The organism is Armatimonadota bacterium, assembly GCA_017993055.1.
Lineage (GTDB): Bacteria > Armatimonadota > UBA5829 > DTJY01 > DTJY01 > JAGONM01.
Genome location: JAGONM010000022.1, coordinates 12,665 through 28,194, shown reverse-complemented (window position 1 = coordinate 28,194; position 15,530 = coordinate 12,665). Strand labels below are relative to the sequence as shown.

The window sequence follows — 15,530 nt, the reverse complement described above, 5'->3', positions numbered from 1 at the left end:
GCCCACCTTCCCGGGCGTCTAAACAGCGTAGAACGATTTCCAGGAGGTGAGTTTCCATGAAGAGAACAACGATCATCGCAGTTCTGACTATCGTGGCGATAGTGCTAAGCGTCACGCTCGTGTATGCTCAGGGGAGAGGCGCGGGATTCGCGCGGGCCGGTCAGCCGCGTCTATACGGCAACACCCAGCCGGCGGCGGGCGCAGGTGGATGGTGGACGAGAACTCAGACCACAACACCCGAGCAGAACGCCTTCACCGAGACTGTCGCCGATCTGCACAGGCAGATTCGGGACAGGCAGTTCGAGGCAGCACAACTCCGTGCATCGAACGGTGATGCAAACCGCGTCCAGGCTCTGGAGCAGGACACGCAGCGCCTCCGCGAGCAGCTTCACCAGTACATGCTCGACAATCATCAGATTCGCCAGCAGATAGGCCCGGGCGGCAGGATGGGAGGCTCCGGCAACGGTCAGGTCGGCCTCCCCTGTCCTTACGGCTATGATCAGCCGAATCCGAACGCGGGCGGGTGGTGGACAGGAGTACAACCGAACACGCCCGAGCAGAAAGCATTCATAGAGAAGGTCGGCGATCTACACAACCGAATCCGCGAGAACCAGTTGACGCTGGCGCAACTCCGAAACGGCAACGGCGATCCCAAGAGGATCGCCGATCTGGAGAGAGAGGGACAGGCGCTGCGCACGGAGTTGTACGACTACATGGCTAACAATCAACAGCTTCGCCAGCAGTTCGGCGGCGCCGGTCAGGGATTCGGGAACGGCGCCTGCCGAATGCAGAGCGGCGCGATGGGGCCCGGACAGGGGATGCGCATGGGCAGAGGCGGCATGGGCCGCGGCGCGGGACAGGGCATGAATCCAAACTGTCCGCTTGCCAAGTAGTCCAAACCTACACCGCATCCACAAGATCAGGGGCCGCCCGGTTGAACGGACGGCCCCTCTTTTGTCGCAGTTGCCATAGCGGTCAAGCAGATCGGAACTCTAGAAGATTTGCCAGCCGCCGTCCTGTATCTTGCCGCCGGCCTGGTAGAGAGTGGTGCTGGGATACTCCCATACCCGGATCGAGAAGGAAGCATCTCTGCACTTGAAGTACGGCGGGCTCGACAACACCCAGTAGTTCACTCCAAGCATCGCCTCGAAGTGCTTGGTCTGAGGAGGCCCGTCACCGACCGTGTATTCGCAGTAGCCCATGAGCTTCAGGCCCTCGAACCTGATATACCACCACGGCGGCAACAGGTTGATGTGCGCAAAGACCGGCAGCGTCGCGCTCTTGAAGTTAGTGACTCTGATCTTCACGGCGCCGTCCGGATTGCACGGATCGAGGAAGAGCAATTGCTCGTTGCCACTGTGGGGCAGCGGCACGTCGAAGCAAAACTCGATGGGCTTCAGCTTCAGGCCTTCCGCTGTAGTGCCCGCCACCGGTCGTTTCGGGACAATGGACGGTCTGCATACATCATAGAACAGGCCGAAGGTCGCCCTCCGACATGAGTACTCCATGCATCCGTACCCTAGGGGCTGCGTCGGGATCGAGTCCGTCAGCACATCCGGGGGTCTCGGCCCGCACGGCCTCGGTCGGCATGTGTCGAGCATCAGCGCCCCACCTGCCGCGATACCGACACCCGGTCTGCAGCTGAACACCGTGACCGCTACCGGCGGAGAGGTCACTCCGTCCAGCAGTCCGCCGGACGCGCCGAATGCCTGAACCTCGAACACACCCGAACCGAAGTTCTGGGGATCGCATACGCTACCTACCGCGTTTGTGGGGCGAGTTGTGAACGCCCCATGCGTCCTCCTGATGTTCCAGAGATCCAGTGCCTGAAACCAGACACCCTCACCCGCAAGGAAGGTGCGTGTGGGAGAACAATCGCAGGGGCATCCTACCTGCGCGCAGAGAGCGGTGGCGCCAAACCTGTCGAACAGATCGCCAGTGTAGTATAGCCCTAGACAACCGTCGTCCTGTGCACCGGCCGTACACACAAGCATCGCCACCATGATCAGCAGACACCAGCCGAATCCAAGTCTCGCAGCCATTTCTCAGTATCCTCCTTTGCGTTTTCTCGACCAGCGAATCTGTCGGTATACTCACCAGGAGATGTGAGAGCGACCGATGCTAAGAAAGCAAGCTCTGACAGATCAATCGGTGACAGCTCTACCGCTCACTTGTCGCTGGTCATATTATAGCCGTAGCCACGCATCATATACCCAGTTCGGCGGAAAACTATTCCTGGTGCTGCACAAGAAAATGGGATCTTGCCTGCTGATCATCTCCACTGGCGAGTGGAGGTCGAAGCTACTGTCGTTCACAGGTTCCGCGCGGGAGGACATGCGGACCCCCCGGCACAATATACGTGATGGAGAGACCATCATTGACACCGGAGAGGAGATACGCCATGTTCCTGCGGATTGCCGCTGTAGTGGCTGTAGCAGCTTGTGCGACAGGATCATCTATGTCCCGGCCGGCCTTCGAGAGGAGCACTCCAGGCATGAAGAAGCAAGCAGACTTGATCATCTATCGCGACGACATGTACTACTCGGCATTCCCGTCGCTCGTGGTGAGGAAGAGCGGCGAGATACTGTGCGCGTTCCGACGCGCGCCGAACAGACGCGACCTCTGGAAGGGCAACGTTTCCCACACTGACGCGAACAGCTACCTCGTTCTAGTACGCTCCAAGGACGGCGCAAAGACCTGGACGAAGGATCCTGAGTTGATCTTCGCACACCCGCTCGGAGGATCGCAGGACCCATGTATGGTTCAGCTGAGCGACGGCTCGATTGTATGCACGAGCTACGGATGGGCACTCCTGCCGCCTGAGACGGTAGAGAAACTGCAGGAGAGCTTGTCTCACCCGCCATACGCCTTTCTCGGCGGTTACATAATGCGTTCCGACGACGGCGCGAAGACATGGATGGGTCCGTTCGTGCCACCACACGTTGATCTCGACGGTACGACCGACGCGCTGGGCAGACCGACTCCGGCCTATAACCGCGGAGCGATGATGCAGGGCAAGGACGGCAAGCTGTACTGGGCAGTGTGCTGCAACGAGCATCCCAAGGCACGGAACTCAACGGTTCAGCTTCTCATGTCATCTGACAGAGGGGAAACATGGGAGTATGCATGCCCGATCGCCGACGACGAGAAGGTGTCTTTCAACGAGACATCGTTGGTCGAGACTCGGAGAGGCGATATCGTCGCCTTCATGCGAACGGCGGATTTCGATGACCACCTCGCGGTTGGGCGATCGACAGACCGCGGCAAGAGCTTCAAGTGGGAGGACGGGGAGATCGTCGGCCATCCGTACCATGCCCTCAAACTCCGGGACGGTCGGGTGCTGCTGGTGTACGGATACCGCCACGTGCCATACGGAATCCGTGCCAGGTTACTCGACCCGGACTGCACGAACATCGCCGACGCACCTGAACTTGTGATCCGCGACGACGGCGGCGGAGGGGACTTGGGCTACCCCTGGGCGGCGATGCTCCCGGACGGCACCGTCCTCGTAGCCTACTACTTCAACCAGGATGACGGCACTCGGTATATCGCCGGCAGCATCCTGGCCCTTGAATGAGCGTGGAGATCCATCGTCCTGCTACCGGCGGGGATTTGTCATCTTGCGCGACAACGCCTCCATGAACGCTGGGTTCAAAGCGTCTCCGTTGCGCTCGGCAATCCGGGTTTCGGACCAGGCTTCCGCATAGTCGCCCTTCAAGTACAACGCCATCGCCAGGTTACCGTGGACGTTCGGGTAATCGGGGCGCTCTGCGATGATCCGGCGGAACTGAGCGATCGAATCGTCAATCCGCCCAAGATCGGCCAGCACGACTCCCAGGTTCAACAGGGCATCCGCATAGTTGGGGCTGATCTCGACTGCCTTCGAGTACTTATCCGCGGCTTCCTTGTATCGGTTCAGACTCTGAAGGGCGACACCGTAGTCGAAATACGCGGTCGCCCAGTCCGGACGCAGTTCGATGGCTCTCCGGAAGTACGGCAGAGACTCCTCGGGTCGGCCTTCATGCATCAGCAGATGCCCCATGGTCGCCTGGGCCGTCCAGGAGTCCGGGTTGAGCCGCAGCGACTCCTCCGCAAACGGCCGCGCTTCGTCGTATCGGCCCTGCTCGTTCAGCAGGGCCGCAAGGTTGTTGTGAGCCATCCATGACACCGGATTCTTCCTGATCGTGTGCCTCCATAGATGCTCGAAATCCTTATACGCGTGTGCTTGATCCCAAGTTAGGACCGCCAGAACGAAGAGCACGAACACCGACAAGCCCCGACGGACCGCCTGCTTCATCCTGTCACCCAGAACCACCAGGGCGGCCGCAACGACGGCTATCGGCCCAATGCTCGCGACGTACTGGTAGTGGTCGGCGACGAATGAGTACCGGAAGGTGTAGAGCGAGAAGAACCCGATCATAGGAACGAGGGCGGCCACGAAGAACACCAGCGCCGCGATCGGGCCACGGCCGACCATCCGTCTAGACCGCCACAGCACGGCCGCAACCGAAACCCAGCACGCCGACCACAGGTACTGAATCGGCTGGCTCGAATTGATCTCCCATCGTGAGTAGCTGAACGCGAGCCTCGCCGGCCAAACCAACTTGCCAATATAGAACCACAATGCTCGGGATGCGATCAGGACACGCTCCGGCATCGTAAAGTCGAAGTCCTCGCCGGTAGTGCCCTGCTTGTTCTTCTCCCACCATATCAAGGTCAGACCCATTGCTGTGCCAAGCGCAGCGAACGGCATCATCAGGCCCCACTCCCGCAACCCGATCCGCTCGCGCCTGAACCAAGACACGAGCAACAGCGCCGCCGGTATAGTACATGCAGTCGTCTTCGCGAAGAGAGCAAGCGCGCTCGCCAGGACTGCGAGTACGTAGAACCGCCAGTCGGACCGGTCACGGAACTTCATCCACGAGAGGACCGTCAGCAGATAGAAGAACGTGGAGAGCACGTTCTTGCGCTCCGTAATCCACGCGACGGATTCCACATGCACAGGATGCAGCGCGAAGACGGCGGCCGCCAGCCATGCCCCTCTTACCGAAAGTTTCCTCAGAATCAGCCACACCAGGAGTGCATTCAGGATGTGTAGCACGATGTTCGTAACGTGGTACCCGGTCGTATCGAGTCCCCATATCGCTCGCTCGATGCGGAAGGTCGTGTAGACGAGGGGGAAGTACTGCGAGGGAGCGTCTGTGGAGAGCCAGATACGCCTAAGACCGTCCGGCGCGGTGAGAAGCTCGTTTCCTGAGACGTACTCCTCGTCGTCCCAGATGAACTCGCCGTGGACTGCAGGCCAGTAGGCGACGAATACCGCGATAGCGATGAACGCCACCAGCAGGTAGTCCATGCGGGAGGGGCTGCACTTACAGATGGAGGCAGACCGCTCGGGCGATACCTTTGCCATCACTCAGCTCCCGGATCGGGCATCTTCGCGGAGAGCACCTTCACGAACGCGGGGTTAGCCGATTCACCGTTCCTCTCAGCAGCGTGGAGCTCGCTCCAGGAATCGGCGTACATACCCTTGTAGTAGAGCGCAACGGCAAGATAGCTGTGGGGGCCGACGAAATCGGGCTCGATGCTGAGCGCCTCACGCAGGTGGGTGATTGCCTCATCGAATCGTCCAATGCTGATGAGAGCCACGCCAAGGTTGAGTCGAGCCTTGGCATAGTCAGGCCTGAGTTCAATCGCGCTCTTGTATTGCTCGATTGCTTCATCAATCCTGTCGAGCCTACTCAGCGCGAAACCATAGTTGTTACGTGCGTCCGGCCAGTCCGGCCTCATTCCTATGACATTCTCAAGGTGCGGAAGCGCTTCGTCGAACCGGCCTCGGTCCATCAGGACCACCCCGAGATTCAGTTCAGCCTCCGCATAGTCCGGCCTGAAGTTGACCGCCTTTCCATACTGCTCGATGGCCTCCTCGAGCCTTCCGAGCCTCTGCAGAGCAACGCCGTAATCGAAGTATGCCTGAACCCAGGCGGGATTCAATTCGATAGCCTTCCGAAAGTACGGCAGTGCTTCATCGCCCCTGCCAAGATTCAGCAGCGTGCAGCCCATGGTATCCTGCCCCTCCGGTTGATTCGGATCCAGGCGCAGGGCTTTCTCGGCGTAAGCGAGCGCCTCCTCCGACCTGCCATCCTCGTTCAGCAAGGTCGCCAGGTTGTTGTGGGCCAACCATGATTCGGGGCTGTTGGCTACGGTGTGGCGCCAGAGTCGTTCGGCGCTCTGGTACGCATGCGCCTGATTCCAGGTCAGCACTCCGAGGACTGCGATGATCAGACCCGGCACGACGTATCCGACACCCTTCGGTGCTTTCAATCGCTCACCGAGCTTCGCCAGCCCGGCAGAGATGAGTGCGATCGGACCGAGGCTCGCGATGTACTGATAGTGGTCGGCCACGAACGAGTAGCGGAATGTGAAGAGCGAGAAGAAACCAAGCATCGGGACGAGAGCGGCGACGAAAAAGATGCCCGCCGCGATCGGTGCTCGGCCGACCGTCCGCCGGAACCACCACAGAACGCCCGCGACTGCAGCGCATCCCGCGGGCCAGAGGTACTGAGGAGGTTGCGAGAGATCGATGTTCCACTTCGAATAGCTGAATGCGAGCTTCACGGGCAAGATGAGCTTTCCGAGGTAGAACCAGAGCGCGCGGCCCGCGATAAGAATCCGGTCGGCAACTGTGAAATCGAACATCTCGCCGGTTGTGCCCTGTTTGTTCTTCTCCCACCAGATCGAGATAAGCCCGGCCCCGACACCGAGGGTGACAAACGGCGTAATCAGCGCGAACTCAAGCCACCCGATCCGTTCACGTCGGAGCCATGAGACGAGAAGCAGAGCTGCGGGAATGGTGGATGCCGTGGTCTTGGCGAAGAGCGCCATAGCGGAGAGCACCAGGGCCAGGCCGTAGAACCGCCAGTCGGCCCGATCACGGAACCGCATCCACGAGAGGACCGTCAGAAGGTAGAAGACCGTCGAAAGGACGTTCTTTCGCTCCGTGATCCACGCGACCGATTCGACGTGAACCGGATGGAGGGCGAAGACCGCCGCCGCAAGCCATGCTCCTTTCACCGAGAGCTTCCTGAGGATGAACCAGATAAGCAGCGCATTCAGGATATGGAGGATGATGTTCGTGACGTGGTAGCCGGTCGTCTTCAGCCCCCAGAGGGCGTACTCCAAGCGAAAGGTCGTGTAGACGAGTGGGAAGTACTGGGACGGTTGATCGACCGAGAACCAGATGCGCTTCAGGCCGTCGGGCGCGGTGAGGAGGTGGTTATTGGAGACATACTTGTCGTCGTCCCACACGAACCCACCGTGCATCGCGGGCCAGTATGCGACGAATACGGCGATGACGATTATGGCCGCCAACACATATCCCGTCCGCCTGAACATGATCCCGGGAACGACGGAAATGTTGCTCTGTGATGCATTACCCATTCCGGGCGACATCCTCTAGACCACTATGTTCACGAGCTTCTCCGGAATGACGACGACCTTCCGGATCGGCTTGCCCTCCAGGAACGACTTCACCCGCTCGCTCTCCATGGCGATCCGCTCCAACTCGGCGGCGTCGGTGCCGGCCGGGACCTGGAGGCGGTCGCGGACCTTCCCGTTGATCTGCAGAATCAGCGTGATCTCGTCGGCTCGGGCGATCTCGGGATCGAACGACGGCCACGTCTGCTCGTAGGTCGTGCCCGACTTTCCGAGTCGTTCCCACAGCTCGTCCGCCAGATGGGGAGTGATCGGGCCGAGCAGCAGGATCAGGCTCTCGATGGCCTCACTCATGACGGAATGGTTGATGGTTGACGGCTGATTCCTGGAATCCGACATGACGTTCAGCATCTGCATCAGGGCGCTGACGGCGGTGTTGAAGTGGAAGCGCTCGATGTCGGCGGTCACCTTCTGAATCGTCTGATGTGTCTTGCGCCGCATGTCGCGTTCGGCGGCGGTTAGTTGAGCGCCTTTTAGACCATCTCGCCAGTTCGCATCGAATACACTTGCGTTGTCGGTGACGAGCCGCCACACCCGATTGAGGAAGCGGAACGCGCCGTTCATCCCATCCTCGCTCCACTGGACGGCGTCCTCGAACGGTGCGACAAACAACTCGTATACACGGAGCGAGTCGGCGCCGTATTTCTCGGCCATCGCGTCCGGCGTGACGACATTGCGCTTCGATTTGCTCATCTTCACGAACTTCCAGATGATCTTAGAAGGTTCGAGTGCTCCGGCCTCCTCTGGGCTCAGCGGGATCAGATCGCGATCCTCTTCGTCGCCATCCTCGGACTCTGTGCACTCTCCGGCCTCCATCGTGCGGTGAGGCGTATGGGCGAGCACCATCCCCTGGTTCATCAGCTTCTTGAACGGCTCGACGAACGGCACCCAGCCCGCATCGTGGAGCACCTTCGTCCAGAACCGCGCGTACAGGAGGTGCATGACCGCGTGCTCCGCGCCGCCAACGTAGAGGTCCACCGGCAGCCAGTACGCCGCCCGGTCCTTGTCGAAAGCGGCGGTGTCGAGGTGCGGACTCACGTAGCGCAGGAAGTACCAACTCGAACAGGCGAATCCGCCCATCGTGTCGGTCTCGCGCTTGGCCGGACCGCCGCAGGTCGGGCAGGTGACGTTCACGAAATCAGGAATGTTGGCGAGAGGCGACTCCCCGCTGCCACTCGGTTGGTATTGCTCCACGTCGGGCAGCACGACCGGGAGTTGGTCCTCCGGGACCGGCACCTCGCCGCACTTCTCGCAATGGACGATCGGGATCGGAGCGCCCCAGTAGCGCTGGCGGGAGATGAGCCAGTCGCGCAGCTTGTAATTGACCGCCGCCTTGCCCTTGTCCTGCTCCTCCAGCCACTCTGTGACCTTCTTCTTGGCGACTGACCCGGATGTACCGGTAAACTCACCGGAGTTGATCATGTCGCCGTATTCAGCGTGGAACGTGAGTCCCCCCCAGTCCTCGGCATCATCAGGGACGTAGCCGGCAGGAGCGTCCGGATGCCTGATGACGGGCACGATCGGGATCCCGAACTTGCGAGCGAACGCGAAGTCGCGCTCGTCATGACCCGGAACGGCCATGATCGCGCCGGTGCCGTAGCCCATCATCACGTAGTCGGCGATCCAGATCGGGATCTTGCAGCCGTTCACCGGGTTGACCGCATGTGCGCCGATGAAGACGCCCGTCTTCTCCTTGTCAGTGGCCTGCCGCTCTATCGCGCTCTCACGCTGAGACGCCTTGCAGTACGCCTCGACCTCGGCCTTCTTATCGGGGGACATCAGCTTCTCGACGAGCGGGTGCTCCGGCGCGAGAACCATGAACGTCGCGCCCCAGAGAGTGTCGGGCCGCGTGGTGTAGACGACGATCTCGTCGCCCTTCTCGGAGTGGAAGATGACCTCCGCGCCCTCACTTCGGCCGATCCAGTTCCTCTGCATCAGCTTGATCGACTCGGGCCAGTCTATGGTATCGAGGTCCTCGATCAGGCGGTCGGCATACGCCGTAATCTTGAAGAACCACTGAGGCAGGTCTTTCTTCTCGATGAAGTTGTCGCACCGCCAGCAGCGGCCGTCCTTGACCTCTTCGTTGGCCAGCACCGTTGCGCACTGAGGGCACCAGTTCGCCGGCGCGAGCGACCGGTATGCCAGGCCGCGCTCGTAGAGGAGCAGGAATATCCACTGCGTCCACTTGTAGTAGTCGGGCGAGGACGAGTTGACCTCGCGAGACCAGTCGTATCCAATGCCGATGAGGTCCATCTGGCGCTTGTAGGTCGCAACATACTCGGGCACGGTCTTCTTCGGGTGGCTCTTTCGCTTGATCGCTTCGTTTTCTGCGGGCAGGCCGAACGCGTCCCAGCCCATCGGGTGAAGCACGTTGAAACCGTTCATCCTCCTGAAGCGGCAGGCCACGTCCGTAGGTATGTAGTTGCGGCAGTGCCCGACACTCAGACCCGCGCCGCTGGGGTATGGGAAGAAGTCGAGGCCGTAGAACTTCGGCTTGTCCGCGCAGTCTTCGGTTCGGAATAGATCAGCCTCTTTCCACCGCTCCTGCCACTTCTTCTCTATCTCCCGGAAATCGTACTTCTCAGCCATTGTCACACCTTGTTGCACTCTTCGTCAGCCGCCAGGGCGGGCAAGCACTACCCACAGCGCCATAAGCACGAGGAGACCGAGTCCGACGATCAGCGTCGAGACCACCTCTTCGCGTTTGAGCCTGAAATGCTTCACGTTCGCGGCGATCAAGGCAACGCCGATCGGGACCAGCGCGGGCACCGTATTCAGCCACTCGACGCGGATCACGGCGAACATCGTGGCCGTCAGCAAGAAGAACCCGCACCAGAAGGCGCCCGCGGTGTTCATTCTGAATCGGTGCATCACCGCGAAATAGAGCGCGAGGAAGACGAAGTCCCCTACCCCGATCATGCTGATCGGCATCGCACGACCCGCGACGGGCACCTGGACGGCGGCTGCCACCACTAGCTGTGGCTTCGTCGCAAGCAGCGTACCCAGCGGCCCATAGTTCACGCTCCAGAAGTCCACCACGGCGGCAAATATCGCAACCGGGAGGAGCACATTGACCTCCCGAATAACCACGCTCACAGCACTGCCCAGGCTCACCGCGAACAGAATGAGCTCCAAGTCTCTCAGCGCCGAGACCAGCACCCAAGGCACGGCGGGCATCTTCACCCCGACGAGCAGAAGGCTCAGCCCGACTACCGACAGCGCGAAGACTACTGCCAGCGTCCACAAGGCCCGCTGTCGGAACGGCAGCCCGGACGCGGCGCGCACGATCGCCATCTGGATCAGCATGAACAGGGCCACCGACAGCAGTATCACCCACGCCCCGGGCTCATCCTGGATGGGCGCGATCTGAGCGCAGAGTCGCACCAGAAGATACAGAGCGGCCGCTATCAGGACAGACCTCGCGCCGTGGAGCCGCACGTTCCACTCCTTCAGCACCGCCACGCGGCACTTTGACAAAGATTATACCACGATGTAGAATATGCGGACAAGGACGACTCCCCCGGAGGTGATGATGGACTCCCTGCGCATACTGATCGCCGATGACGAATCGATAATCCGATTGGACCTCATGAAGACCCTCGAGAGCATGGGCCACAAGGTCATCGCCGAGGCAAGCGACGGCGCGAAGGCGCTCGAACTCGCGCGCGCACACGACGTTGACCTGGCGATCCTCGACATCAAGATGCCGGAGATGGACGGCCTTGACGTCGCCAAAGCGCTCACAGAAGAGAAAATCGCTCCCGTGCTCCTCCTCACCGCCTACAGCCAGAGCGACCTCATTGACCGTGCGAAAGAGGCGGGCGTATTCGGCTATCTCGTCAAACCCTTCAAGGAAGCCGATCTCCTTCCCGCCATCGAAATCGCCATATCCCGCTACCGGGAGATGCTCGAACTCGAGAAAGAGCTCGGCGACGTATCCGAGCAGCTCGAGACCCGCAAGATCGTGGACCGAGCCAAGGGAATCCTCATGGACAAGCGCGGGATGAAAGAGCACGAGGCGTTCAGATGGATTCAATCCCAGAGCATGAACACTCGCAAGACGATGCGCGAGATCGCTGAAGCGGTCATCCTCACCCAGGATGTCTGAACGCGAAGCGCAAGACGCTGAAATACGCCGACTGCAGGGCATACTCGCGGAGAGGGAGATCGAGGTCGAGGCCCTCCGGAAGCTCGGCCAGGCGATAGGATCATCGTTCGACGTCCAGCGGCTGCTCGATGTCGTAGCGGAGATCGCGGTCCAGGTGACCGGCACCGACACCTGCTACATCTACCTTCTCGACGAAGACACCGACGAACTCGTGCTCCGCTCGGCGAAGGGAGACCCCTCCAAGAGCATAGTAGGCAAGTGGCGGCTGAAGATCGGCGAGGGCATCACCGGATGGGTCGCCAAGACCCGGCAGTTCGTCTCGATCGGGAAGGACGCCTTCCGCGACGAACGCTACAAGGCGCTGGAGACCGAAGACCCCTTCCAGTCCATGCTCTCCGTCCCGCTCGTCGCCGACGACCAACTCGTCGGGGTCATCAACATCCACACCAAGCCTTCGCACGAGTACACCGACGGCCAGCGCAGGCTGATGGACCGGATCGCCGAGCAGGTCGCCAACGCGATCCACAGCTCCGAGCTGTACCACCGCATGCAGGCGCAGGTCTCCCACCTCTCCACCCTGTCGGAGGTCAGCCGCTCAATCACGTCCGGGATGTACCTGGACGAGATCCTCAACCTGATAGTGGCGATGACCGCCGAGTCAATGAACTTCAAGATCGTGACCGTCATGCTCGTGGACGAGGACAAGCAGGAACTCGTGATCCGCGCAACTCAGAGCAGCAGTTCCGAGTACACGCACAAGCCGAACCTGAAGCTGAACGAGAGCCTCGCGGGGAAGGCGATCTCCGAGGCGCGCCCGATCACCGTCCTTGACGTGCGAGAGACGCCCGAGTACCGATACCCGGACATCGCCCGGCGCGAGGGGCTCTGCTCTCTCGTGTGCGTTCCCCTCCGCTTCCGGGACAAGATCATAGGGGTGTTGAACTGCTACACGGACAAGCCGCACGTCTTCACCCCCGAGGAGATCAACGTCCTCTCCGCGCTAGGGAGCCACGCCGCCATCGCGATTGACAATGCCAAGCTCGTCGTCCGATCCGCGATCGTCCAGGAGATGCACCATCGGGTGAAGAACAACCTCCAGACGATCGCGAGCCTCCTGCGCCTCCAGATGCACTACTCGAAGTTCGCCTCGGTCGAGCAGGTGCTCCAGGAGAGCATCAACCGCATACTGAGCATCGCCGCCGTCCACGAAGTCCTCTCGCAGGAGCAGTTCGACGTGGTGAGCGTCAAGACGGTGATCGAAAACATCCTCCAGGCGACTTCCCAGAGCCTGATCCCGCCCGGGAAGCATGTGCAGACGTCGGTCGCGGGCGCCGAGATCGTCCTGCCGCCCGCCAAGGCGACCTCCGTCGCGTTGATCCTGAACGAGTTGATCCAGAACGCGGTCGAGCACGGATTCCAGGGCATCGAATCGGGCCGGGTGGAAGTGGAGATCGAGGACATGGGCAGGGAGTTGATGCTCGCCGTGACAAACGACGGCAATCCCCTGCCGGAGGGCTTCGATCTGCGGAAGAACCGCAATCTCGGCCTTCAGATCGTCGAGAACCTCGTGCGCGACGACCTCCACGGGCGTTTCTCGCTTACCGGAACGGACCGCATCCGCGCCGAGGTCGTCTTCCCGAAGTAGGGCACCCAGGCTGTCCGGCGACCCTACTGCAGCGAGTCTGCCATGAATCAACTACTCGAGCCGCTTCAACAGCACGGATACGCTGTCTACCCCCGCTCCGTCAAGCCGATCGAAGGCGGGCACGTCTTCGTCGCGCGGCAAGGCGCGAGGAAGCTGATCGGCGTCGCCTGCAAGCGCAATTTCCCGCCGATGCATTCCCGCGCGTTCGGGCCGATGACGCTCGCCTCCGGAGCACAGGCAAGCCTGCACGAGCCGACGTGGGAGAACTACCAGGCCGTCCGGCAGTTGATGCCCCTCGGTCCCGTGAGGTGCGACCGAAACGCGTCTCTCGGCATGGGAGACCGGCTCGGGATGGCGACGCCCGCTCACCTGGACGCGGCGGAGCCCTTCCCGGTCTTCCCCGTGATCGCTCAGCAGTCGCCGAGGGAGCTGACTAAGACCCTCCGGACGTTCAGGGACGTCCTCCTCGACGCCGCGATGGGCGCGCTGGAGGTGGGGTTCGACGCTCCCTGGGGCGCGGACGCGGATCACATCAAGGACGAGGAGCGCCTGACGGAAGCGGTGCGCGCGGGGTACAGCATGTACACCCTCGATCTCAGCGGATGGGTGTCACCGTCCGATCCGTCTGACCTGTTTGATGAATCGGACTTGTCGGATCTGAGCCGCCGGATCGTACGGAAGCACTCCGGCCAGGGAGTCGCGGCGCATGCGACGTCAGAGCAGGAACTCCTACGCTCGGCGGCGGTCTACCAGCGCCCCCTCGAGAATGCCGTGCGCTTCCACCGGATCATCCGCGCGGCGATGCCGGACTTCGATCTCGAGGTCTCGATGGACGAGGCTTCGCAGGAGACCACCCTCGAAGACCACCTGTTCGCCGCCGAGTACCTCCACGCATCCGGCGTCGCGCTTACGAGCCTCGCGCCCAGGTTCCCGGGCAAGTTCCGCAAGGGAGTTGACTTCATCGGCGACGTGGCCGACCTTGCGGCCTCGATGCGGATGCACGCGCGACTCGCCCGGGAGATCGGCGGGTACAAGCTGAGCCTCCACTCCGGCAGCGACAAGTGGCTCGCCTACCGGCCGTTCGGGGAGGCCGTCGAGGGGCTATTCCATGTGAAGACCTCCGGCACGAGCTGGCTCGAGGCGTTAAGTCTTGTCTCGGAATACGAGCCGGAGTTGTACAAAGTGATCTACACAATCGCGCTGGCACACCTGCACGACAGCCTCCGGGACTACGACACCGACATCAACCTACGAGACCTTCCGCCCCGAATCCCGCCCGGAGAATGCCTGGACCGCCGCGACCGGAATCTCGTCCAGCTCTTTCATATCTCTTACGGCGCGCTGCTCGCGGAGAAGGGCGATGAGATACGGGCGCTTCTCGCCGAGCACGAGGCGCGGCACTACGAGCGGATCGCGACCCACATGCGACGGCACCTGGAGGCCCTCGCCTGACTTCGGCTAGGCGGCCCGAAGCTCCGGCCGAACGCCGGCCGCCACCGAGGCCTCCGCAGAAGGCCGCCCCATCTCGCCGTCCCGCCGACCTACGTAGCGCGCGACGTAGGAGTACTCCGTGAGCGCCTGAGGGACTTGGTCGCGAAACGGCGACTGCGTGGCGTACCCCACCAGTTGGTACTGAGCCTCTCCGTATCGGCGCCGATAGATTGCGCACCCCGCCGACCACTTGGGGCGCCCGTTGCGCTGTTCGTTCGCCGGATCGCTGCCGAAGTGCACCGTCACGGAGGTCTTTCTCGCCTCCACGTGCAGCAGCGGGGCTTCATCTCCCACCTCCATGCGAACGCGGTGAGGCTGCGGCTCCTTCAGGCCGAGCATTGCCCGGACGTCGGCCGTCATCCCCGAGTGGTGGTTCATCTGGCGCGCTATGGGGCGCAGGGCCTCCTCTAGGGCCGAGCGGGCGCTCTTCTTTCGGGCGCACGCGCTCCGCTGGAGCAGAAGGGCGCGCCTGTAGTCTTCGAGCGCCTCGTCGAACTCCTCACGCGCGGCCGGCAGCGAAGCGATCTGCTGGGGAGTGAGACCGTACTCGACCCCGTGCGCGGCCACGTAGTCCGCAAACAGCCCGATCCACTCACTCATATCGAGATCGTTGACCGGAACGTAATCGTCTTTCCTCGCCATCTGATGCCTCCCTCTGCCGAAGGGAAGGGTCCCCCTCCCGATCGGACTGTTCCCTCTGAGGATGGGAATGTTCCCGACGCCGAAGGGACGGTTCCCGACGCCGCGGGGAACCTTCCCTTCAAGGGCGGGAATGCTCCTGTCGCCGAAGGG

11 protein-coding genes are annotated in these 15,530 nt (G+C 61.7%); 5 read left to right on the top strand and 6 right to left on the bottom strand.

What is annotated here, in order from left to right; translation table 11 throughout:
* Nucleotides 1–56 precede the first annotated feature (56 nt).
* A complete protein-coding gene (locus KBC96_09520; GenBank protein MBP6964632.1) occupies nucleotides 57–893 on the top strand; it encodes a hypothetical protein in 837 nt (278 codons plus the stop codon).
* A 99-nt stretch (nucleotides 894–992) separates the two neighbouring features.
* Here the strand turns inward: KBC96_09520 and KBC96_09515 are convergent, their stop codons facing one another.
* A complete protein-coding gene (locus KBC96_09515; protein MBP6964631.1) occupies nucleotides 993–2,042 on the bottom strand; it encodes a hypothetical protein in 1,050 nt (349 codons plus the stop codon).
* 416 nt (nucleotides 2,043–2,458) lie between these two features.
* On the opposite strand from KBC96_09515, the gene KBC96_09510 reads away from it, so the two are divergent.
* Nucleotides 2,459–3,577 carry an exo-alpha-sialidase gene (locus KBC96_09510; protein MBP6964630.1) on the top strand — a complete coding sequence of 373 codons (1,119 nt, stop codon included), beginning with the start codon at nucleotides 2,459–2,461 and terminating at the stop codon, nucleotides 3,575–3,577.
* A gap of 21 nt (nucleotides 3,578–3,598) precedes the next feature.
* Here KBC96_09510 and KBC96_09505 read toward each other — a convergent pair whose 3' ends face one another.
* Genes KBC96_09505 through KBC96_09490 form a run of 4 tightly spaced genes read right to left on the bottom strand, consistent with a single transcriptional unit; the run spans nucleotide 3,599 to nucleotide 10,971 of the window.
* Nucleotides 3,599–5,413, bottom strand: a complete 1,815-nt coding sequence (locus tag KBC96_09505; GenBank protein ID MBP6964629.1) for a tetratricopeptide repeat protein — start codon at nucleotides 5,411–5,413, stop codon at nucleotides 3,599–3,601.
* Entirely contained in the window at nucleotides 5,413–7,440 is a 2,028-nt protein-coding gene (locus KBC96_09500) for a tetratricopeptide repeat protein (GenBank protein MBP6964628.1), read from the bottom strand. Before KBC96_09500 ends, KBC96_09505 begins: the two co-directional genes overlap by 1 nt.
* A gap of 15 nt (nucleotides 7,441–7,455) precedes the next feature.
* A complete protein-coding gene (locus tag KBC96_09495; GenBank protein ID MBP6964627.1) occupies nucleotides 7,456–10,083 on the bottom strand; it encodes a leucine--tRNA ligase in 2,628 nt (875 codons plus the stop codon).
* A 24-nt stretch (nucleotides 10,084–10,107) separates the two neighbouring features.
* On the bottom strand, nucleotides 10,108–10,971 hold the full coding sequence (locus KBC96_09490) for a hypothetical protein (protein ID MBP6964626.1): 864 nt from the start codon (nucleotides 10,969–10,971) through the stop codon (nucleotides 10,108–10,110).
* A 55-nt stretch (nucleotides 10,972–11,026) separates the two neighbouring features.
* Between KBC96_09490 and KBC96_09485 the strand changes: the two genes are divergently transcribed.
* Genes KBC96_09485 through KBC96_09475 form a run of 3 tightly spaced genes read left to right on the top strand, consistent with a single transcriptional unit; the run spans nucleotide 11,027 to nucleotide 14,699 of the window.
* Nucleotides 11,027–11,602 carry a response regulator gene (locus KBC96_09485; protein MBP6964625.1) on the top strand — a complete coding sequence of 192 codons (576 nt, stop codon included), beginning with the start codon at nucleotides 11,027–11,029 and terminating at the stop codon, nucleotides 11,600–11,602.
* On the top strand, nucleotides 11,595–13,247 hold the full coding sequence (locus KBC96_09480) for a GAF domain-containing protein (protein ID MBP6964624.1): 1,653 nt from the start codon (nucleotides 11,595–11,597) through the stop codon (nucleotides 13,245–13,247). Before KBC96_09485 ends, KBC96_09480 begins: the two co-directional genes overlap by 8 nt.
* A 42-nt stretch (nucleotides 13,248–13,289) precedes the next feature.
* Nucleotides 13,290–14,699, top strand: a complete 1,410-nt coding sequence (locus tag KBC96_09475) for a hypothetical protein (protein MBP6964623.1) — start codon at nucleotides 13,290–13,292, stop codon at nucleotides 14,697–14,699.
* 6 nt (nucleotides 14,700–14,705) lie between these two features.
* Here KBC96_09475 and KBC96_09470 read toward each other — a convergent pair whose 3' ends face one another.
* Nucleotides 14,706–15,380 (bottom strand): hypothetical protein, encoded by a 675-nt coding sequence (locus KBC96_09470; GenBank protein MBP6964622.1) that lies wholly within the window; start codon nucleotides 15,378–15,380, stop codon nucleotides 14,706–14,708.
* Nucleotides 15,381–15,530 lie beyond the last annotated feature (150 nt).